At 66.2% G+C, this 21436-nt stretch carries 19 protein-coding genes, 1 tRNA gene and 1 riboswitch; of the genes, 7 read left to right on the top strand and 13 right to left on the bottom strand.

Annotated elements, in window-relative coordinates; genetic code table 11:
* Window position 1: 1 nt before the first annotated feature.
* Window positions 2–2278, bottom strand: a complete 2277-nt coding sequence (locus ACFFJ6_RS10115; RefSeq protein WP_378387147.1) for a TonB-dependent receptor — start codon at window positions 2276–2278, stop codon at window positions 2–4.
* A 106-nt stretch (window positions 2279–2384) separates the two neighbouring features.
* Window positions 2385–2582, bottom strand: a riboswitch (cobalamin riboswitch).
* Window positions 2583–3159: 577 nt separating this feature from the next.
* Between ACFFJ6_RS10115 and typA the strand changes: the two genes are divergently transcribed.
* The 5 genes from typA to ACFFJ6_RS10090 all read left to right on the top strand — a co-directional run bounded on the left by typA (window position 3160) and on the right by ACFFJ6_RS10090 (window position 9184).
* On the top strand, window positions 3160–4983 hold the full coding sequence (gene typA, locus ACFFJ6_RS10110) for a translational GTPase TypA (RefSeq protein ID WP_378387145.1): 1824 nt from the start codon (window positions 3160–3162) through the stop codon (window positions 4981–4983).
* 117 nt (window positions 4984–5100) lie between these two features.
* Complete coding sequence (locus ACFFJ6_RS10105; RefSeq protein WP_378387143.1) at window positions 5101–6354, top strand: flavin monoamine oxidase family protein; 1254 nt, start codon at window positions 5101–5103, stop codon at window positions 6352–6354.
* Between the two features lie 163 nt (window positions 6355–6517).
* Complete coding sequence (locus tag ACFFJ6_RS10100; protein ID WP_054163022.1) at window positions 6518–7027, top strand: GNAT family N-acetyltransferase; 510 nt, start codon at window positions 6518–6520, stop codon at window positions 7025–7027.
* A 98-nt stretch (window positions 7028–7125) separates the two neighbouring features.
* Entirely contained in the window at window positions 7126–7671 is a 546-nt protein-coding gene (gene ppa, locus ACFFJ6_RS10095) for an inorganic diphosphatase (protein WP_378387141.1), read from the top strand.
* A gap of 31 nt (window positions 7672–7702) precedes the next feature.
* Window positions 7703–9184, top strand: a complete 1482-nt coding sequence (locus ACFFJ6_RS10090; RefSeq protein WP_378387139.1) for a M20 family peptidase — start codon at window positions 7703–7705, stop codon at window positions 9182–9184.
* Window positions 9185–9299: 115 nt separating this feature from the next.
* On the opposite strand, the gene folD is transcribed toward ACFFJ6_RS10090, so the two are convergent.
* From folD to ACFFJ6_RS10075, 3 genes are all read right to left on the bottom strand, one after another.
* Window positions 9300–10187: a bifunctional methylenetetrahydrofolate dehydrogenase/methenyltetrahydrofolate cyclohydrolase FolD gene (gene folD, locus ACFFJ6_RS10085; protein WP_378387137.1), complete on the bottom strand. Its 888-nt coding sequence runs from the start codon at window positions 10185–10187 to the stop codon at window positions 9300–9302.
* Window positions 10188–10275: 88 nt separating this feature from the next.
* On the bottom strand, window positions 10276–10599 hold the full coding sequence (locus tag ACFFJ6_RS10080; protein ID WP_378387135.1) for a DUF167 domain-containing protein: 324 nt from the start codon (window positions 10597–10599) through the stop codon (window positions 10276–10278).
* A 29-nt stretch (window positions 10600–10628) separates the two neighbouring features.
* Window positions 10629–10919, bottom strand: a complete 291-nt coding sequence (locus tag ACFFJ6_RS10075; RefSeq protein ID WP_054163027.1) for a YggT family protein — start codon at window positions 10917–10919, stop codon at window positions 10629–10631.
* Between the two features lie 201 nt (window positions 10920–11120).
* Between ACFFJ6_RS10075 and ACFFJ6_RS10070 the strand changes: the two genes are divergently transcribed.
* Window positions 11121–11196 (top strand) — tRNA-Ala (locus ACFFJ6_RS10070).
* A gap of 308 nt (window positions 11197–11504) precedes the next feature.
* Here ACFFJ6_RS10070 and ACFFJ6_RS10065 read toward each other — a convergent pair.
* The 7 genes from ACFFJ6_RS10065 to ACFFJ6_RS10035 form a co-directional block, all read right to left on the bottom strand.
* Window positions 11505–12317 carry an enoyl-CoA hydratase gene (locus tag ACFFJ6_RS10065; protein ID WP_378387132.1) on the bottom strand — a complete coding sequence of 271 codons (813 nt, stop codon included), beginning with the start codon at window positions 12315–12317 and terminating at the stop codon, window positions 11505–11507.
* A gap of 72 nt (window positions 12318–12389) precedes the next feature.
* Window positions 12390–12890 carry a nuclear transport factor 2 family protein gene (locus tag ACFFJ6_RS10060; protein WP_378387130.1) on the bottom strand — a complete coding sequence of 167 codons (501 nt, stop codon included), beginning with the start codon at window positions 12888–12890 and terminating at the stop codon, window positions 12390–12392.
* A gap of 84 nt (window positions 12891–12974) precedes the next feature.
* Window positions 12975–13754 carry an SDR family NAD(P)-dependent oxidoreductase gene (locus tag ACFFJ6_RS10055; protein ID WP_378387128.1) on the bottom strand — a complete coding sequence of 260 codons (780 nt, stop codon included), beginning with the start codon at window positions 13752–13754 and terminating at the stop codon, window positions 12975–12977.
* A gap of 185 nt (window positions 13755–13939) precedes the next feature.
* On the bottom strand, window positions 13940–14419 hold the full coding sequence (locus tag ACFFJ6_RS10050; RefSeq protein WP_378387126.1) for a tellurite resistance TerB family protein: 480 nt from the start codon (window positions 14417–14419) through the stop codon (window positions 13940–13942).
* 120 nt (window positions 14420–14539) lie between these two features.
* A complete protein-coding gene (locus ACFFJ6_RS10045) occupies window positions 14540–15949 on the bottom strand; it encodes an adenylate/guanylate cyclase domain-containing protein (protein WP_378387124.1) in 1410 nt (469 codons plus the stop codon).
* Window positions 15950–15999: 50 nt separating this feature from the next.
* Window positions 16000–17379, bottom strand: a complete 1380-nt coding sequence (locus ACFFJ6_RS10040) for a cytochrome P450 (RefSeq protein ID WP_378387122.1) — start codon at window positions 17377–17379, stop codon at window positions 16000–16002.
* Between the two features lie 84 nt (window positions 17380–17463).
* Window positions 17464–18837: a hydrolase gene (locus ACFFJ6_RS10035; RefSeq protein WP_378387120.1), complete on the bottom strand. Its 1374-nt coding sequence runs from the start codon at window positions 18835–18837 to the stop codon at window positions 17464–17466.
* Between the two features lie 153 nt (window positions 18838–18990).
* On the opposite strand from ACFFJ6_RS10035, the gene ACFFJ6_RS10030 reads away from it, so the two are divergent.
* Window positions 18991–20679 carry an MFS transporter gene (locus tag ACFFJ6_RS10030; protein ID WP_378387118.1) on the top strand — a complete coding sequence of 563 codons (1689 nt, stop codon included), beginning with the start codon at window positions 18991–18993 and terminating at the stop codon, window positions 20677–20679.
* 3 nt (window positions 20680–20682) lie between these two features.
* Here ACFFJ6_RS10030 and ACFFJ6_RS10025 read toward each other — a convergent pair whose 3' ends face one another.
* Entirely contained in the window at window positions 20683–20901 is a 219-nt protein-coding gene (locus tag ACFFJ6_RS10025; RefSeq protein WP_378387116.1) for a hypothetical protein, read from the bottom strand.
* A gap of 142 nt (window positions 20902–21043) precedes the next feature.
* A complete protein-coding gene (locus ACFFJ6_RS10020; RefSeq protein ID WP_378387114.1) occupies window positions 21044–21385 on the bottom strand; it encodes a phasin family protein in 342 nt (113 codons plus the stop codon).
* Window positions 21386–21436: the final 51 nt, after the last annotated feature.

The raw sequence follows: 21436 nt of genomic DNA, 5'->3' as shown, positions 1-21436 counted from the left end.
GTCAGAACTTCACGTTATACGACAGCTCCGCAGTGCGCGGCATGCCGAGCAACCACTGCGAGGTGTTGCCTGAGGTCGCATAGACCGTGTCGAACAGATTGTAGACGCGCAGCGCAAACGTCTGCTGCGCGTCCGGCTTCCACATCAGCCCGGCGTTGACGACATTGTAGGCCGGCCGCACCAGCGTGTTGGCATTGTCGGCCCAGGTATCACCGACGAGTTGCACGCCCGCGTTGGCCGACCAGCCCGGCGCGAACGCCCAGGTCGCCCAGATGTTGCTGACCACTTGCGGCACGTTGGCCGGCACGTTGCCGGCATAGTTCACCGCCTTGCCGCCGACGACCTGGACGAAGTCGTCGTATTTGGCGCGCAGCACCGCGACATTGGCGTCGAGCCGCAGCGTCTCCGTCACCTTGAAACCCGCCGAGGCCTCGATGCCGCGCGAGGATTGCTGGCCGATCTGCAGCGGGTTGGTGTTGGCCGGATTTTGCGGGTCGCGCGCCAAGAGGTTGTTCTTGACGATCTGATACGCCGCCAGCGTCCATTCGGCGCGGCCACCGGCGAGCTGCTGCTTGACGCCGATCTCCACCTGCTTGCCGGTCGACAGCGCGAAATCGCGGTTGACGCCCGTCATGGTGATCAGGTTGGTGACCGGATCGACCGCGGTCGAATACTGGCCGTAGAATGCCAGATCCTTGATCGGCGTGTACACCAGACCGGCCCGCCAGCTCGGAGCCGAGTAAGTCTTTTCGAAACTGTTGGAGGGCGTCAGGAAGTCGGTGCGCTCGACGGTCGGATGGTCCGATCGCACGCCGCCGACCACCGCCAACTGATCGGTGAGGCTGAGACGGTTTTCGGCGAACAGGCCGTACTGCATCGTCTGCGTATGGAAGCTCGGCCGCGTCGGGCTCACCGGCAGGAAATAGCCTGGATCGAAATTGTAAGGCGTGACCGAGGACGTGCCCGCATAGGGCGAGTTGTTGGTGTGGGTGAAGGTGATGCGATTGACGTCGAAGCCGGCGACGAACTCGTTGGCGAGGCCGAACAGATGGCCGCGCAGCGTGGTGTCGAAGCGGTTGCCGACCTGCTCCTGGTCGTGGAAGATCTCGATATAGGAGCTGCGGTTGATCTGCCCCGTCGCCGGATTGAACGCGTAGCTCTCGACGTCCTTCCAGTGCCGGTGTGTGCTGAGATAATAGGTGACGTTCTTCACCGAGACGCCTTCGGCGACGTCCCATTCGGTCTTGAGCTGGGTCCAGTTGTCGCGATAGCGGATCGACGCGTCGCCGACATTGTAGTTCTGGAAGCGCAGCGACTCGTCGAGCCGGCCGTTCACCAGCGGCGTGCCGAAATAGCGCGACGGGCTGCGGTCGGCGTAGTCCTCGCTCAGCGTGAAGGCGAGATTGTCGGCCGCCTGCACCCGGATCGAGCCGGACACCGCGACGTTCGAGGTCTTGTCACGATCGACCCAGCCGTCCGACATGTTGCCGATCGCGGCGAGCCGGTAGCTGACGTTCGGATTGATCGGGCCGGCCGAATCGACTGCAAGCCGCCGCGTCAGGTTGGTATCGAGCGAGAGCTCGGCCTCGTTGCGCGGCAGCCACGACGGCTTCTTCGGGATCACGTTGATGGCGCCGCCGATCGCGCCCTCGCCGTACATCACCGAGGCCGGGCCGCGCAGCACTTCGATGCGCTGCGCCGTCCAGGTGTCGAACGGGAACGTCATGGTGCCCGAGCCGACATACATCCGGGTGCCGTCGTACAGCGACATCACCGTGCCGTTGCCGGTGAAGCCGCGGGTGTTGAAGGCGAGCCCGCCATTGCCGGGCGCGGGGCTCGCGGTGAAGCCGGCCGCGTTCTGCGTCACCGCATCGATCACGTTGTGCTGGCCGCGCTCGGCGATGGTGTCGGCGGTGATGATCTCGACGCTGGCCGGCGTCTGCAGCGGCGTCAGATTGAGCCGGCTCGCACTGGAGGCCGGGGTGCCGAGATTGAAGGTCGGCGCCGCGGCGGTGCTGGCCGTGGCCGCCTGCGTTGGTGTGGGGGCCGGCGCCGGTGCCGCGGCGGAACGCGCGGCCGGGCGACGCTGGCGCGATGAGCCGGCATTGGCGGCCGCGCGCGGCTTCGACGGCTGGGCGCTCTGGCCTTCGACCACGATCGGATCGAGCCCGCGCGTGGCGGTCTGGGCATGGCCGGCAGCCGGCCAGATCAGGGAAATCAAGGCAACGGACGACAGGAGGCGCCGGTTACGCCCGGCGGCGTTGAGAACGGGAGTCATGAATTTGCTCGCGGCAAACGTGGCACGTCACCGCGAACGAGGTCTGACCGCAGCGTTGGACGCTGCAGCTCGACACCCATCAGGACACCCCGCCCGATGTGCTCGCGTGTGACCACGAACGACGGCAGGTCTCCTGGCTCGCGGGTCGCTGCCTTTCGCCGCCTTCCCGGGCTTTTGGCCCAGTGGCGCTTGGCGAAAGGCTCGCCGCTCACAGTTGCGGGGGCAGCCGCGGATTCGGATTCCTGAAAACCCTCACCGCATTCCCTATTGATCCCTTGCGGGAACCGTCGCCGGCTACCGTAGGGGGCGGCGTGGCGGGCTGTCAACGCGGACGCTGACGCGATCCCCATGCGGGCCCGCAGGAGCGCTGAGATTGATTTCGGTGGCGCGGGTGCGCGCGTGCGAGGGAGCTCGGACTTAACGGAGTCCGGCACAAGGTCGATCATGGGAAGCCTTCAGGAGAGGAATCCAGGGTATGTAATGTTATAACGTTACGTATTTTTCGGCAAGTCCCCACCACGAGTCGCCCCCGGAGCTGTCAGGAAAAGCGGGACTTCGGGTCAACGCAGAGCAGCGCGGCAATACCTTTGGAGCGCACCTCGATCAGCGCTCGGGGAATGGCCCGCAGGGGCCGCGCAAGCCTTGGACGGCGCACGAGAAATCATAAAAGTCCCGACCGTCATTGATTTTTCGCGATTTTTGAGTATATTGCGTCGCAACGCGTGCAAGTGCCCGGCCCTCATTTGGCCGGGCCTGTTTTTTGGAATTGCCCCGCGCGTTTCAGACATCGGCAGACTGCGGCGCGCCTCCGGCGCATCCCGTGGTGTGCCTGCAATCGCGCTGATGCTTGGCAACCGGCCGCAGGACCCGACAGAGAGCCCATGAACCTCCGTAACATCGCCATTATCGCCCACGTCGACCACGGCAAGACCACCCTCGTCGACAAGCTGCTGCAGCAGTCCGGCACCTATCGCGACAACCAGCGCCAGGTCGAACGGGCGATGGACTCGAACGATCTCGAGCGCGAGCGCGGTATCACCATTCTGGCCAAGTGCACCTCGGTGGTGTGGGGCGAGACGCATATCAACATCGTCGACACCCCCGGCCACGCCGATTTCGGCGGCGAGGTCGAACGCATCTTGTCGATGGTCGACGGCGTGATCGTGCTGGTCGACGCCGCCGAAGGCCCGATGCCGCAGACCAAGTTCGTGGTCGGCAAGGCGCTGAAGCTCGGCCTCAAGCCGATCGTCGCCATCAACAAGGTTGACCGCTCCGACGCGCGCGTCACCGAAGTCGTCAACGAAGTGTTCGACCTGTTCGCAGCGCTCGACGCCACCGACGAGCAGCTCGACTTCCCGATCCTGTACGGCTCGGGCAAGAACGGCTGGATGTCGGACAAGCCGGACGGCGATTCGAGCGAAGGCATGAAGCCGCTGTTCGAGCTCGTGCTCAAGCACGTCCACCCGCCGGTGGTGGAAGACGGCCCGTTCCGCCTGCTCGGTACCATCCTCGAAGCCAACCCCTACCTCGGCCGCATCATCACCGGCCGCATCGCGTCGGGCACGTTGAAGCCGAACCAGGCCGTCAAGGTGCTGTCGCGTGACGGCAAGCTGGTCGAACAGGGCCGCATCACCAAGATCCTCGCGTTCCGCGGCCTCGAGCGCGTGCCGCTCGACATCGCCGAAGCCGGCGACATCGTCGCAATCGCGGGCCTCACCAAGGGCACCGTCGCCGACACCTTCTGCGATCCGGCGGTCGACACCCCGATCCAGGCCCAGGCGATCGATCCGCCGACCGTCTCGATGTCGTTCATCGTCAACAACTCGCCGCTCGCCGGCACCGAAGGCGACAAGGTCACCAGCCGCCTGATCCGCGACCGCCTGATGCGCGAAGCCGAAGGCAACGTCGCGCTGCGCGTCGTCGAATCCGCCGACAAGGACGCGATGGAAGTGTCCGGCCGCGGCGAATTGCAGCTCGCGATCCTGATCGAGAACATGCGCCGCGAAGGCTTCGAGCTGTCGGTGTCGCGTCCGCGCGTCGTTCTGACCCGCGACGAAAACGGCCAGCTGCTCGAGCCGGTCGAGGAAGTCGTGATCGACGTCGACGAGGAATTCTCCGGCGTCGTCGTGCAGAAGATGAGCGAGCGCAAGGCCGAGATGATCGAGATGCGGCCGTCGGGCGGCAATCGTCTGCGCCTGGTGTTCTACGCGCCGACCCGCGGCCTGATCGGTTACCAGGGCGAACTGATGACCGACACCAAGGGTACGGCCATCATGAACCGGCTGTTCCACAACTACCTGCCGTATCGCGGCGAGATCCAGGGCCGGCGCAACGGCGTCCTGATCTCCAACGATCAGGGCGAGGCGGTCGCCTACGCGATGTTCAAGCTGGAAGATCGCGGCCCGATGATGATCGAGCCGGGCTGGAAGGTCTACAAGGGCATGATCGTCGGCGAGCACACCCGCGACAACGATCTCGAGATCAACGTGCTCAAGGGCAAGCAGCTCACCAACATCCGCACCACCTCGAAGGACGAGGCGGTCCGCCTGACCCCGCCGATCCGCATGACGCTGGAAAAGGCGCTGGCCTATATCGAGGACGACGAGCTGGTCGAGATCACGCCGAAGTCGATCCGGCTGCGCAAGCGCCTGCTCGACCCCAACGAGCGCAAGCGCGCCGAGAAGAGCAAGCAGGCGGTCGCCTGATCTTTAGGAACCTTCGCGACTTCCGAATACTCAATGCCCGGCCACGTGCCGGGCATTGTCGTTTCCGGCGCGTTCCACGACATCGAAGTGCCGTGACGCGCATGTTAAGATCGACCCATGTCTGAGCAGAATTTCCCTTCCTCCATCGACGTCGCCATCATCGGCGCCGGCGCCGCCGGGCTCGGCGCGGCGCGCGCGCTGGAGCAATCCGGCCTGTCGGTGATCGTGCTGGAAGCGCGTGACCGAATCGGCGGCCGCGCTTTCACCCGCATGGTGACGCCCGAGATCGCATTCGACGTCGGCTGCGGCTGGCTGCATTCGGCGAATGAGAACTCCTTCGTCGGCATCGCCAAGCAGCTCGGCATCGCCATCGACAAGACGCATCCGCCGTGGGGCGAAGCGAGCTTCGGCGACGTGTTTCCGAAGCGCGAGCGCGCCGCCTTCGGCAAGGCGATCGACAAGTTCTACGACCGCGTCTGGCGCGCGTCGAAGAAGAAGGCCGACGCACCGGCCGCCACCCTGCTCGTGCCAGGCGATCCCTGGAATCCGATGATCGACGCGGTGTCGACCTATGTGAACGGCGCCGAACTCGATCGCGTATCGATCCACGATCTCGAAGCCTATCGCGACACCGGGATCAACTGGCGGATCCGCGAGGGCTACGGCTCGCTGGTCGCCGCCTATGGGGCGCCCTGCCCCGTGGTGCTCAACTGCGCGGTCGAGCTGATCGACCACAGCGGACTGAGCATCAAACTCACAACCACGCAGGGCACGCTGACGGCCGGCAAAGTGATTATCACCGTGCCGACCAATCTGATCGCCGACGAGACGATCCGGTTCACACCCGAACTACCAACCAAGATCGAGGCTGCGCGCAACCTGCCGCTCGGCGTCGACGACAAGGTGATGCTGAAGCTGTCCGACCCCAACGGCTTTCCAGCCGACGGCAATCTGCGCGCCGCGACCATGCGCACCGCGATGGGGACCTATCACTTGCGGCCGTTCGGCCACGACTGCATCGAAGGATTCTTCGGCGGCCGCTTCGCCCGCGAGCTGGAAGACGCCGGCGACGGCGCCTTCGCGGCGCAGGCGATCGACGAGATCGCCGAGCTGCTCGGCAACGACATCCGCCGCAAGCTGACGCCGCTCGCGGAGTCGCGCTGGGCCCACGATCCATTCGCGCGCGGCGCTTGCTCCCACGCGCGGCCCGGCCATGCCGGTGCCCGCGCGGTGCTGGCCGCGCCGGTCGACGGCCGGCTGTTCTTCGCCGGCGAAGCCACGTCGCCGCAGTTCTTCTCCACGGCCCATGGCGCACGCGATTCGGGTGAACGGGCCGCGCGCGAACTGCTCGACCCGACACCGGTATCGTAGCGCATCACCGCATTGTTCATACTGCGGCGCGGCAATGCTCGCGGTTGTGCGGCTGTTCGATTTCGGAACAGATACGTCTCGTGTGGTGCAGAAAGTCCACATGTTAACCGATAATTAAGGTTGGACCTTGAAGCCGGGGCCCTGACTTGCTTTGATCGGCGTCATGAGCACAACGCTGATCGAGGTTCGGCCGGCCAGGGCTGCGGACGCTTCCGCGGTCGCGGCCACCCATGACGAGGCCTGGCGCTCCGCCTATCAGGGCATCATCCCTGGGGCCGAGCTGGAAAAGCTGATCAATCGCCGCGGCCCGACGTGGTGGGACTCGGCGATCCGGAAGGGCAGCCGTGTCAGCGTGCTGTGTTTCGGCGACAAGGTCGCCGGCTACGCCAATTACGGCCGCAACCGCGCCCGCAGCCTGCATTTCGACGGCGAGATCTACGAGCTTTATCTGCGGCCGGAATTCCAGGGTCTCGGTTTCGGCGGCCGGCTGTTTGCCGCCGCGCGCCGCGATCTGGTGCAGAGCGGCCTCAAGAGCATGGTGATCTGGGCCCTGTCCGAAAACGAGCCCGCGACCGAGTTCTACCGGGCGCTCGGCGGCCGGATGGTGGCGCGCTCGTCGGAGCGGTTCGGCGAGAAGTCGCTCGACAAGGTGGCGTTCGCCTGGAGCAACTGACGTTATTTTCGCCCGGCACCGGCGACGTTTGCGCTGGCGAACGGCCCGGGCTCGGGCTATTCGGGATGCCCCTGTAATCTTATCACCCGGAGTACCCGATGCGCCTCGACGCAATTCCCGTCGGCGTCAACCCGCCTCATGATGTCAATGTGATCATCGAGGTCCCCGTCGGCGGCGAGCCGATCAAATACGAAATGGACAAGGACGCCGGCACGCTGGTTGTCGACCGGTTTCTTTATACCGCCATGCGCTATCCGGGGAACTACGGCTTCATTCCGCACACCCTGTCGGACGACGGCGATCCCTGCGACGTGCTCGTCGCCAACACCCGCGGCATCGTGCCCGGCGCGATGATGAGCGTGCGCCCGGTCGGCGTGCTGTTCATGAGCGACGAGGCCGGCCACGACGAGAAGATCATCGCGGTGCCGTCATCGAAGCTGACCCAGCGCTACGACCGCATCAAGACCTATTCCGACCTGCCCGACATCACCCTGCAGCAGATCCAGCACTTCTTCGAGCACTACAAGGATCTCGAGCCGGGCAAATGGGTGAAGGTGCTGCGCTGGGGCGGCGCCGACGACGCCCACAAGCTGATCCTCGAAGGCATCGAGCGCGCCAAGGCCGCCAAAGCTTCCAAGGCTTGAGGCGCCTGCAGCGGACACCAGGGAGACTGCGATGCGCCGTCTGCTGAAATGGGTCCGCAATATCGTGGCGATCGCGCTGGTCGCGGTCGCCGCCCTCGCGGCGGTGCTGGCCTACAACGCCTACCGGCAACCCTCGCGCCAGATCGCGGTCGACGCCGTGCCGCCGATCGCCGTCGATGAATCTGGCGCGGCGCAGCGGCTGGCGGAGGCGATCCGCTTCCCGACCATCTCCAACTTCCTCAATCCCGAGCAGGACGCCGACGCGCTGCGCGGCCTGCAGGCGCATATCCAGAGCAGCTTCCCGGCGCTGCATGCCGCCGCCCGGCGCGAGGTCGTGAACGGCAAGAGCCTGCTCTACACTTGGCAGGGCACGGACCCGGATGCCAAACCGATCGCGCTGCTGGCGCACCAGGACGTGGTGCCGATCGCCCCGCGCACCGAACCCGACTGGGCGCACAAGCCGTTCGACGGCGTGATCGCCGACGGCTTCATCTGGGGCCGTGGCTCGTGGGACGACAAGGGCAACCTCTACGCGATCCTCGAAGCTGCCGAGCTGATGGCCAAGCAAGGCTTCAAACCGAAACGCACCATCTACTTTGCGTTCGGCCATGACGAGGAAGTCTCCGGCCTGCGCGGCGCGCGGCAGATCGCCGAGCTGCTGGCGTCCCGCAAGGTCCGGCTCGACTTCGTGCTCGACGAGGGCCTGCTGATCACCGAAGGCGTGATGAAGGGCCTCGACAGGCCGGCCGCGCTGATCGGCGTTTCGGAGAAGGGCTACGCCACGCTGGTGCTCACCGCCCGCGGCACGCCCGGCCATTCCTCGATGCCGCCGCGCGACACCGCAATCGGCATGCTGGCGGCGGGGCTGACGCATCTCGAGGACAACCGGCTGCCGATGCGGATTCGCGGCTCGGTGGCCGAGATGTTCGACACGCTGGCGCCGGAGATGCGCGGCTTCAACCGGGTGGTGCTGTCGAATCTCTGGCTGTTCCGACCGCTGCTGCTGCGCGAGTTCGCCAAGAGCGGCGCCACCGCCGCGATGGTGCAGACCTCGACGGCGCTCACCGTCTTCAACGCCGGCGACAAGGACAACGTGCTGCCCGGCGTCGCCGAGGCCAGCGTCAATTTCCGGCTGCTGCCGGGCGACACCCAGGCCAGCATCACCGACCATGTCCGCGCCACAGTCGCCAACGACCGGATCGACATCAAGCCGTTCGACGGCAATTTCGACCCGCCGCCGGTGACCGGCACCGCGAGCCGCTCCTACGCCACGCTGAACCGCACCATTCGCGAAACCTTCCCGGACGTCGTCGTGGCGCCGGGACTGATGATCGCGGCGACGGATTCGCGGCACTATGCCGACATCGCCGACAACATCTTCCGCTTCTCGCCCGTCCGCGCCAATTCCGAGGACCTCAAGCGCTTCCACGGCACCAACGAACGCCTGAGCATTCAGAACTACGCGGACATGATCCGGTTCTACGTCAGGCTGATGCAGGCGACGGCTGGCTGAGGCGGAAGCCTTTCCACGTCATTGCGAGCGAAGCGAAGCAATCCAGAGGCGGCCAGCGCGCGGCTCTGGATTGCTTCGCCGCTTCGCTCCTCGCAATGACGGAGTCGTTGTCGAGTTACACAGCCGGCTTCGGCAGGCCGTGGATCGCGCTCGCGGCGCGGACGGTGTTGACGAGCAGGCACGCCACCGTCATCAACCCGACGCCGCCCGGCACCGGCGTGATCGCGCCGACGACTTCCTTCGCCTCGTTGAACGCGACGTCGCCGAGCAGCTTGTCCTTGCCGCCGTCCGGCGACGGGGTGCGGTTGATGCCGACGTCGATCACGGTCGCGCCCGGCTTGATCCAGTCGCCCTTGACCATCTCGGCCTTGCCGACCGCAGCGAACACCAGATCGGCCTGGCGGCACAACGCCGGCAGATCGCGCGAGCGCGAATGCGCGATCGTCACCGTGGCGTTCTCGTTGAGCAGCAGCTGCACCAGCGGCTTGCCGACCAGATTGGAGCGGCCGATCACGATCGCATTCATGCCTTCGAGCGAGGCATGCACCTGCTTGGCCATGATGATGCAGCCGAGCGGCGTGCACGGCGTCAGCGCGAACAGGCCCGAAGCGAGCCGGCCAGCATTGGTAGGGTTGAGGCCATCGACGTCCTTTGCCGGATCGATCGCGTCGATCACCGCGGTCGAATCGAGGCCCTTCGGCAGCGGCAGTTGCACCAGGATGCCGTGCACCGCCGGATCGGCGTTGAGCTTGGCGATCAGCGCCAGCAGCTCGGCCTGCGGCACATCGGCCGGCAGCCGGTGCTCGAACGAGGCCATGCCGGCTTCCTGGGTCTGCTTGTGCTTGGAGCGGACATAGACCTCGGAGGCCGGGTCGCTGCCGACCAGCACCACCGCCAGACCCGGCGTGATGCCGTGATCGGTCTTAATCCGCGTCACCTCCGCGGCCACGCGGGCGCGCAGCTCGGCCGAGATGATTTTTCCGTCGATGATCCGAGCAGTCATTGTCGTCCCCCTCCGAGTCGAAACAAAAAGCCTCTCCGGCCGGAGAGGCGAATGCCTTGCGCCCTCGAGGGCCTCCCGTTCGATCGGCTCAGTCGGATTTTGCCGCCGTCAACTGGCGCAACGCCTCGCCGAGCTTCTTCGGATCGCCGTCGATCGCGATCTGCTTTTGCCGGGAGGTCGCCCCCGACAGCAACCGGACGTCGCGCTTGGCGACGCCGAGCGATTTGGCCAGCAGTTCGATCACCGCCCGGTTGGCCTCGCCGCCGTCGGCGATCGCCCGGACCCGGACCTTCACCACGCTGCGGCCATCCGACAGCGTCTCCAGCCCGTCGATATCGTCGCGGCCGCCCCGCGGCGTGACCCGTACCGCCACGGCCACGCCCTGAGCAGAATACCGCCAAGCCTCAGCCATGGAAACTCCAGAGCCGCCCGGTCAGCGGCTCAGAACACCGCCGGGTAGATGTAATAGGTGATCACCCGCTGCAGGAACATGATGATCAGGATCAGGATGATCGGCGAGATGTCGAGGCCGCCCAGCGAGGGCAGCAGGTTCCGAATCGGCGCCAGCAACGGCTCGGTGATCCGGTAGAGGAATTCGGACACCGCCGAGACGAACTGGTTGCGGGTGTTCACGACGTTGAAGGCGATCAGCCAGGACAGGATCGCCGAGGCGATCAGCAGCCAGATGTAGAGATCGAGAATGATGAGGATGATATCGAGAATGGCGCGCATGGCGGGGAAAAGCTCGCGGGTTCGAACGCGGAAAGGCTGTGCCGTAAATATCGGTTCGCACCCGCCCAAACAAGGGAACTCAGGGCAATAAAGCCCGATGACAATGACGTGTCAGAAGCTGCCGCACGTCCTTGACTTGGCGTTCGTCGGCACTGTAAATGGCGGCGTTCGCTGATCGGTGCTTCACGCACCGACCGCGGAGGGGCCATAGCTCAGCTGGGAGAGCGCGTCGTTCGCAATGACGAGGTCGGCGGTTCGATCCCGCCTGGCTCCACCAGCCTTCGCTGGCTTTGCCAGCTTCGGCTCGGCAAGCCTGCCCATCGTGGCGAAGGCTGCCGCGACGTAGCCCGTAGGGCGAAGAGGGGCCGCTGAACTAGCCGGCCGCGCGCAGCGACGATCCCAGCACCGTATCCATGCTATTTATTGGTCGACGAGGCCGTCACGTAGTCCGTCATGGCCGGGCTTGTCCCGGCCATCCACGTCTTGCGCGCCGCTGCCGTTGAAACGTGGATGCCCGGCACGAGGCCGGGCATGACGAGTGACGAAGAGGTTCCCTAATCTCAGGCGCCGCTTACGCGACGAGCTTCACGCGCTCCGGAATTGCGGCGGGCGCTTCTCGACGAAGCTGGCGACGCCTTCCTTGAAGTCTTCGCTGGCCAGCGACAGCGTCATCTCGCGGTTGGCCTCGATGGTGGCTTCGGCCAGCGTCTGGAACGGCACTTCGTAAAGCTGACGCTTGATCACCCGCATCGACGCCGGCGAGACGTTGTCGGCGAGGTCGCGCGCATACGCGTAGGTCTGCTCGCGCAACTGATCGACCGGATACAGCCGGTTGACGAGCCCGATCCGCAGTGCCTCGTCGGCCGAGACCCTTCGGGCCGACAGCAGCAGATCCAGCGCGTTGGCGTGGCCGACGATCCGCGGCAGCATCCACGAAATGCCGTGTTCGGCAATCAGGCCGCGGCGCGCGAAGGCGGTGGTGAACACCGCGCTGTCGGCGGCGAAGCGGACATCGCAATACAGCGCGTGCACCAGGCCGATGCCGGCGGTGGCGCCGTTGAGCATGCCGATAATCGGCTTGCCGATCGCCGGGTAGAACGCGTAGCGGGTCTGCCAGTCGGGCCGGCGGTTCATGTCGAAGGCCGGCAGCGCGGAGGCGCGACGGATGTCGGCGGGGTCGATCTTCTGCAGCACTTCCATGTCGGCGCCGGCGCAGAAGCCGCGTCCGGCGCCGGTCAGGACGATCACCCGCACCTGCGGATCCGCCGCCGCGCTCTCCATCGCCTCGCGCACCTCGCGCTCCATCACCGGCGTCCAGGCGTTCATCCGGTCCGGCCGGTTCAGCGTGATCGTGGCGATGCGGTCTGCGACCTCATAGAGAATGTGTTCGGTGCTCATCGGCGTGTCTCCCTTTCTTGCTATTTGTTGCGCCCTTGATGTGGGCCGTCTTGATGAAGTCGTGCGGGCTGGTCAGCCGAGGCGCGTTCCTTTCGGGCGTGCGAGATAAGCCTTGGTTTCCGGCCGCTCCCGCAACCATCCGGCCCAGCGCCCGAAGACTTTGGCCATGCGCTCCGGCGCGACGCCGAGCTGCTGCATCGCCACGCCGCCGTTCACCGACTCGCGATATTCGGCGATCAGCCCGTCGCGCAGCACGAACCGGCTCATGCCGTCGATCACCACGCGGCGCCCTGCGAACTCCGCGATGGTGGAGGTGAAGCTCGACAGCGACCAGGCGTAGCCCTGCGTGCCGTCGCACACCGGGTCGAACATCTCCCAGCGATAGTCGGCGGCGTCGCGGTGAAACAGGTCCTGCATCATGCGCGCGATCTCGGCGCGTCCAGTATGCGGACCGTAGATATAGTCGTGATACACCGCGTCTTCGGTGAAATGCGCTGCGAAGCGTGCGCCATCGCCGGATTCGGCCGAGCGCGTGAACTCTTCCAGCAGCCGCGCGAAATCCTCGCTGGTCATCCGGCCTCCCCTGCTGCGCCGGTCGTTAATGCCGACGCTTGCCGAGAGACTAAAGCAGATCGATGCCGGATTGGAAGGATCGGCTCAGCGCTGGCGCTGCTGATAGGCGCCGGCCGCCGCGAGGATGAAGCCGCGCGGGAAGAAGCGCAGCAGGAACGGCACGATCTTGACGCCGAACCCGGGCAGCACCAGCCGCTTGTTGTTCATCAGCCCCTGATAGCCCTGCCGCGCAACTTCCTTCGGCGAGACGTTGAGGACCGCCGAATCGAACCCCGGCTCGAAGCCGGCGCGAAGCTGGAACTCGGTCGGCACCGGTCCCGGGCAGATCGCGGTGACCCGAACGCCCTTCTTGCCGAGCTCCTGATGCAGCGCCTCGGATAGCGACAGCACATACGCCTTGGAAGCGTAGTACACCGCCATTCCGGGGCCCGGCAGAAAACTGGCGATCGAGGCGACGTTGAGGATACCGCCACGCAGCCTGGCGACGCTGTCGGCGAAGCGCAGCGACAGGTCGGTGAGCGCCCTCACATTGACATCGATGATGCCGAGCTGGTCGCAACGGTCCATCTCGGCGGCCCGGCCGAACAGTCCGTAGCCGGCGTTGTTGACCAGATACTCGACCTCGACTCCGGCCTCGGCCAGCTTCGCGACGATCTCGTCGACGCTCTCGGGCCGCGCCAGATCGCAGGCGATGATGATGGGTTCGGGGCCGCCTGCGGCCTTGATCTCGGCGGCCAGCGTTTCCAGCCGGTCCGCCCGCCGGGCCACCAGAGCGACCCGATGGGCATTCGCCGCGAAGATCCGCGCCAGTTCCGCACCGATACCGGCCGATGCGCCCGTAATCAAAGTCACCCGTTCAGTCACGTTCAGAACTCTTGCATAGGAGGCCGCATGGCCACCGGATCATCGCTAGGCCTTAGGCAAGATGCAAGCAGCGTGCAAGGCCGTTCGCTGGATCAGGGTCACTTCAGGGCCCGAGACGCAGCGAACTGCAGGCAATCAGCGCCAGTTCGGGCGATCATGACAATTCGGTAATAAGTAGCGGCGGGTTAGCTCGCCGGGTCGGTCTCGACCTGCTGCGCGGCAACCTGGCGCTTCAGGTTGATGCGGTCGCGGGAAGATACCGCGAGCAGGTCGGCCGCGCGCCACACCACGTTCTCCTCGAACTCGGTGACGTTGCCGTCCGCGAACACCAGCTCCCACATCATTTCAATGATGCGCAGCCGGCCTTCCTCGTTGACCGAGCGCATGATCACGCTGGTGAAGTGGTAAAGATCGACGGCCTCGCCTTCGACCAGCATGGCGGATTCGATCAGGCGGCTCGCGGTCGCGGCGTCGAGGTTGAAGCGCGTTTCCAATAACGAATGCAGCTTGCGGCGCTCGACGTCGGACGGTTCGCCGTCGAGCGAAATGACGTGGATCAGCAATGCGGTAGCAGCGAGACGATAGCCGCCATCGTCGAAATTCAGTTCGTCGGGCGCGGTCGGCGAGACCACGTCGGAAATGAATTGGCGCAGTTTATCCAGCATCGCTCTCGAACTTTCGCAGGGGGACGAGACCAGGCTCGTTCTATGACGCGGAATCGTAACGTCGGCAATCGGGGGCGGTTCCACTGGTCAAGATGACACTTTGTCAATGTCGCCAATGCGTTAAGGAATTTCATAGACCAGCACCTTGTCGGCAATGCCGCGTAGCGCCGCATGCTTCTCGATCGGCGCGATGGCCTGCTCATCAAGAATCCTGGTCACTGCCGGTGCGTCAATCACCGCCCCGGTGAGGTGGATCGCCTGCGTGGTGGCAAGACCGAGCACGCGCGCCGCGATATTGACGGTCTGGCCGAAGTAATCCTGCCGGTCGTTGAGCATCACCGCGAGGCAAGGTCCTTCGTGGATGCCGATCTTCACCACGAGATCCTTGGTGCCGCGCTCTTCGTTGAGCGCGTCCATCGCCTTGCGCATCCGCAACGCGGCGGCGAGCGCGTGCTCGGGGCGATTGAACGTCGCCATCACGGCGTCGCCGATGGTCTTCACCACCGCGCCCTTCTCGGCCGCGATGATCTCCAGCAGCGCGCGGAAATGCGCCCGCACCAGATCGAACGCGGCGAGATCGCCGACGCGCTGATACAAGGCGGTCGAGCCCTTGAGATCGGTGAACAGGAAGGTCAGCGAGGTGATCTTCAGCCGCTGATCGGCGGTGAGGTTGTCGGCCTTGAACACGTCGCGGAAGGTCTGGTTGGTCAGCATCCGCTTCGCCGTGAGGATCGGCTTGCGCTTGCCGAGCAGCGTATGCAGCGCGTCGGCCGCGACCCAGACGGCCGGCAGAACGCGGGTTTCGGCATTGTTGGTCAGCGTCAGCTTCACGGGCCCCGGCCGCAGCGACTGCGTCGGCGTCAGCGCATGGCTGCGGTCGTAACTGAGCGAGATCGACCGCACCTCGTCGGTGCGCTCGCCGGCGACATCGATGAACTGCGCCGCATGCGTCACCGGCTCGAACACGATGATGAATTCCGCCGGCAGCTCGAGCGACAGCTCGGCGGTCTGGCCGGGCGCGATTTCGACCGCGGCGAGCGTGTCCTGGTCCGACAGGCGCGCCAGCACCTGCTCGTCGATCTCGATGCCGGAGCTCCAGTACATCTGCCGTGTGTAATCCCACAGCGACAGCTTGTCGGGATCGTGGGCGCCGATGCGGCGCACCGAGGGATGCACCGTGAAGGCGGCCTCGACCTGATCGTCGAGCGAGGCCTCGTAGCCCTTGGCGCACAGCGCGCAGATGTATTCCTCGTGACGCAGCGCCTTCAGCGACGGATGGCTGTCGAGCACGCCGCTGCAGCCCGGGCACAGCACATTCCAGCTCATGTCGAACAGGCCGAGCTGGGCCGCGTGCAGAAAGCCGGAGATTACTTTCTCCTCGTCCAGCCCGGTGCGGCCGGCGAATTCCAGCAGGTTGATGCGGTTGAGATCGCGCTCCTCGCCGCTCGCGATCAGCTCGGCGATCGCATCCACGACGCGGGGATCTGTGGTCTGGCGCAGCACGGCGTAAAGCGGACGGACGTCGGTCATGGGCCTCATCTAGGTGACGTCCGGCCTGTGGCCAAGTGACGCCGGGTTGATCAGCGGCGGGTGAGCCGGAATGCCGGCGAGCGATCCGGCTGGGTGGTGACGACGCCGATCGGCATCACCGGGGCGCGGTCGATCAGCTCGACCCGGAAGGCAGAGACGATGCGCGACAGCGCCAGCGTCGCCTCCACCAACGCGAAATGTGCCCCGATGCAGACTCGCGGCCCGACGCCGAACGGCAGATAGGCGAAGCGGTCCGGCGGCGTCGCGCCGGGCAGGAAGCGCGCCGGCATGAAGGCGTTCGGATTGTCCCACAGCTTTTCGTGCCGGTGCAGCAGCCACGGCGCGATCAGGATCACGTCATGCTTGCGGATCGACTCGCCGGCCACCGTATCGGGTCCGGCCGCCGCGCGGGCGATCAGGAAGGCCGGCGGATACAGCCGCAGCGTCTCGTCGAGCACGGCGCGGGTCAACGGCAGCTTGTCGAGCGCGTCCGTCTGGCCGGCCGCGCGGGCCTCGTCGGCAACGTCGTTCTGCGTCTCCGGATCGAGCGCCAGCATGTACAGCGCCCAGAACAGCGCGGTCGCGGTGGTCTCGTGGCCGGCCAGAATCATGGTGGCGACCTGATCGCCGAGTTGATCATCCGAGAAGGCTTCGCCAGTTTCCGGGTCGCGCGCCGCGACCATCAGGTCGAACAGATCGCGCGGCGGTGCGCCTTCGCTTTTCCCGGCGGCGCGCCGCGCGGCGATCAGCTCGCGCACGAACTTCGTCCACCGGCGCCGGAAGAACGCACGCGAAACATCCTGCGGGCTCGGCCAGCCGAGCGGCAGCAGCAGATCGAGAAAGCGCGGGCTCGCCAGCTTCATGCCGTATTCGATGACGAAGTCGCGCAGCTGTTGCCCGTGCTGGCCCATCTCGAACGAGAACATGGTGCGCCCGGCGATCTCCAGCGCCAGCCGCTGCATCGCTTCGCGCAGATCGACCGGCGCGCCGGCGCCGCGCGCGAACTCGGCGATGATCTCCTCAGTCGCCGAGATCATATGCGGCACCAGCGTGCCGACTGCGCGCGGCGTGAACGCCGGCGCCAGCGCGCGGCGCTGATGCTTCCAGGCGCGGCCTTCGGCGAGCAACAAGCCCTGGCCCAAAATCGGCCGCAGCACGCGGATGCCCGCGGCGGTTCGGGTGTAGTTCTCGTAGTTGTCGATCAGCACATGCCGGATGTCGTCCGGCCGGTTGAGGATGTAGCTGGCGTGATTGAAGAACCGGCCCTTGATGACGTCGTCTTCGTAGGCGCGCTGGCCCCAGCTGGCGATCGCGTTGTGGCGGATCGCGGCGAGCCGGCCGAGCGCGGTCATGCCCTCCGGCGCGCGCGGCGGCGTCGGCGGCACCAAGGGCGCACGATCAGCGAGGTCGAAAGACTCGGCTAGGCTCACGGCGCACTCCTGACGTTCGGTTCCACCCCAAGGCTGAAGGTAGGATGCAATCCGGGCGCCGGAAAGGCCGGCAGCCTCGCGACCTCAACCGGTCAGTTCCGCCACCGTGACGCGATTTTCCGCCAGCGGCCACGCCCGCGCCACGATCCGCTCCTCGTTGAACAGGCCAGCCACCGCGCGGCCGACCTCGGTGGCCGGGATCGCCACTGTCGTGAGCGAGTCGGTCGGCACGCCGGGCTTGATATCGGTCGGCTGCTTGCCGTCGAGCAGCACGATATCGCGCGGCAGACCGAAGTAACCGCGCGGCCGCGACAGCATCACCACTGCGCCGACATCGCTTGCAGGTGCAGCCGCCGGCTTGGCGGCGCGCAGATGCACGACGTCGGACGAACGCGGGAACGGAGAGCGATAGATGTGGGTGGTGAGTTCGCCGGGCTGACTCAGCACGAATTCCAGCGGCCACGGCGGCTGGGTATCGACCGGCCCCCAGCGTCCATCGGGTCCGCTGCGGCCGTCATAGAGCGCGTCGCCGATCCGCTCGCCGCTGTCCGGCGCGACGCGATAGACCTCGACCCGCGCCCCCGCGACCGGCCGGTTGGTCGGCACGCCGCCGGGCGTCGCGGTGACGAGGCCGCTGAGCTGCACGGTCGCCTCGGGCGTAATTGCGATCACGCCCGGCTCGCGGCCGGCAATGAATTTGTAGATCTCGCGGAAGGCGCGCGGGTGGAAGGCCAGCTCGCGATGATCGAGCGTGCCGAGCACCAGATTGGTGGCGCCGCGCAGCTCCGGCCCCTCCGCGGTGATCCCTGTCGGCGTACCCGGCTTGCCGAGAAATCGGCCGTCCGGCTGCGCGTACTTGTCCTGGCCGTTGCTGCGCAGCGTCAGAAACGCGACGCCGGCCGTCACTTCGCTGTCGCCCTCGTTCAGGCCGCGCAAAAACGGTCCCTTGCCGTTGAACTCGTTGCCGAGCCCGGCATCCCAGGCGAAGACGCCGTGGTTCGGCGTGCCGCACAGCACCGCGTGGCTGACATCGCCGGCGCCACCGGCCTTGAGATAGCTGCGCACCGCATTGCCGCCGCGCGAGCTGGCGACCAGTGCGACCTTGTCGGCGCCGGTGCGCCGCTTCAGATCCGCGATCGCCATGCCGAGCTCGCGGCGCTGGTCCTCGGTCGAGGAATGATCCGGCTGGGCCACGGTGTCGTCGTTGCGCGCGAGCGGATCGGTGAAGTTCAGCGCCGCCAGCCGCCGGCGGGCAACGCCATTGGATTCCATGCGCCAGATCTGGCTCATCCAGAGGGCGGCGTGATCGCCATTGCCGTGGACGAACAGGATCGGCGGGATGGTCGCATCGGCCGCAGGCGTGGCCCCGGTTTGCGCCAGCGCACGCAGCGGCGGGACGCCGATCAGCAGCGGCAGGGCGCCGAGCGACTTCAAGATGGTCCGCCTGGTGGTCGGCAAATGCGTTTCTCCCCGGATTTTTACGAAGCCTAGCAGGCGCTTGGCCCGGTTCAAGCGGCCGTTTGGCACTGGACAGGCGCGGAGGTTCGCAGGCATCACTGCACCGGCTCCGCGCCGGGCATGGCGAGGATAACCCCCGAAGGGAAGGCTTTGATGACGGGCAGGTCGAAGGGAGGCGCTTTTTCCGCAGGCGGCGTCGCGGCGCCGCTGCGCTATGCGCTGTTCCGGCGGATCTGGCTGGCGAGCCTGCTGTCGAACCTCGGCCTGATGATCAACGGCGTCGGCGCCGCCTGGGCGATGACGCAGATGACGTCGTCGGCCGACAAGGTGGCGCTGGTGCAGACCGCCTTGATGCTGCCGATCATGCTGGCGGCGATGCCGGCCGGCGCGATCGCCGACATGTACGACCGCCGCCGCGTCGCGCTGGTGTCGCTGACGCTCGGCCTCGCTGGCGCCGTCGCGCTGTCGGTGCTGGCGCATTTCGGCCTGGTGACGCCGGAAATTCTGCTCGGCTTCTGCTTCGTGATCGGCCTCGGCATGGCCCTGTTCGGGCCGGCCTGGCAGGCGTCCGTTTCCGAACAGGTGCCGCCCGACGCGCTGCCGGCGGCGGTGGCGCTGAACGGCATCAGCTACAATATCGCCCGCAGCTTCGGCCCGGCGGTCGGCGGCATCATCGTGGCCGCGGCCGGTGCGGTGGCGGCGTTCGCCGCCAACACGGTGCTGTATCTGCCGCTGCTGCTGGTGCTGTTCCTGTGGCGGCGCGTCAGCGAGCCGCCGCGGCTGCCACCCGAGCGTCTCAACCGCGCGATCGTGTCCGGCGTCCGCTACATCGCCAATTCGCCCTCGATTCGGATCGTGCTGACGCGCACGCTGATTACCGGCATCGCCGGCTCCTCGGTGCTGGCGCTGATGCCGCTGGTGGCCCGCGACGTGCTCAAGAGCGGCGCCGAGACCTATGGCATCCTGCTCGGCGCTTTCGGCGTCGGCGCCGTGATCGGCGCGCTCAATGTCGGATCCGCGCGCGAGCGGCTCGGCAGCGAAGGCGCAATCCGCGCCTGCACGCTGATCATGGGCGTGGCGCTGGCGGCGATCGCGCTCAGCCATTCGGCAATCCTCACCGCGGCGGCGCTGGTGGTCGCGGGTGCGGTGTGGATGCTGGCGATCGCGCTGTTCAATATCGGCGTGCAGCTCTCGGCACCGCGCTGGGTGGCGGGGCGATCGCTCGCGGCCTTTCAGGCCTCGATCGCCGGCGGTGTCGCGATCGGAAGCTGGCTGTGGGGCCACGTCGCCGATCTGGCGGGCGTCGAGCTGTCGATGCTGATCTCCGCCGCCACGATGCTGGTGTCGACGCTGCTCGGCCTGTTCCTGCGGATGCCATCGGTCGGGACGCAGATCGCCGATGCCGATCTTCTGGCCGATCCGGAGGTCAAGCTGGCGGTGACGCCGCGCAGCGGGCCGGTGGTGATCGAGATCGAGTACCGGATCGCCGCCGAAGACGCCCGTTCGTTTTATGGCGTGATGCAGCAGGTGCAGCTCAGCCGGCAGCGCAACGGCGCTTATGATTGGTCGATCGCCCGCGATATCGGCGATCCGGAAGTGTGGACCGAGCGCTATCACTGCCCGACCTGGCTGGACTATCTGCGCCAGCGCAACCGTTCGACCCAGGATGACCGTGCGCTTCACCAGCGTGCGATGGCATTTCACCGCGGGCCGGAGGAAATCCGCGTCCGTCGCATGCTGGAGCGGCCGTTCGGTTCGGTGCGGTGGAAAGAAGAATCGCCGGATCGCGCGGCCGCGACCGAAGTGCTGCCGGTCGCCGGCGTCAGCGGCGGCTCGACCTGAGCCTTATTGGCCGTGGTCGGTCAGGACCTTGGCGCAGGTCTTGCTGAGCCGTGCGCGGTTCTTCTGCAGACACCCCAGGATCACGCCATCGCCCTGATCCATCACGGCGCGGCAGAAGCGCGACACGTCGCGGCCGCAGCCAGGGTCTGGCCGACCGGATTGCGCCTGAGCGGCGGAGACCAGCAGAAGCATGCAAACAATTGAACCAACGACCTTCAACATGGACCGAGTTCCGAACGGAAATTGACGAGGCGATGAGCAAGTCATCGCTGCGCTGTTTGTTCCCTTGCTCGAAAATTGCTGCGGCGCGGCCTTTTCCAGGCACCGTCCACTTCGCACACCGCCTCAGCGTTTCGGCGCTGACCTAACCATCGCCCGGAACGATCACGGTCGGCTTGGTCATCTCGACCACGTCCTTGGCCTGATCGGTGAGCACCCGAAACTGCGTCTGCAAAAATTCGGTCTGGATCCGCACGACGTCCTGGAAATCCTTGGCGTGCAGCAATTGCTGAGAGAAGTCGAAAGTCGCCTCGACGTTGCGCTCGACATAGCTCTTCAGCGCGTTGGCCTGGCTGCTGCTGCCGACCGGCGTCACCGACAGGCTCTTTTCGATGAACTGCAAATAGTTGTTCATCGCGCCGCGCGCCTGCTCGAGATTCTTCGACATCATGTTGAGAATGACATCGGACGATTTGGTATCTGCCATCGCAATCTCCTCCAGACTCGGCGCTTTGCATATTGATGTTCAAATCGCCGC

This window comes from Rhodopseudomonas telluris, assembly GCF_042432815.1.
GTDB classification, from domain to species: domain Bacteria; phylum Pseudomonadota; class Alphaproteobacteria; order Rhizobiales; family Xanthobacteraceae; genus Rhodopseudomonas; species Rhodopseudomonas telluris.
Note: the sequence above shows the minus strand (reverse complement) of the source record. Positions and strands in the feature narration are given on the sequence as shown.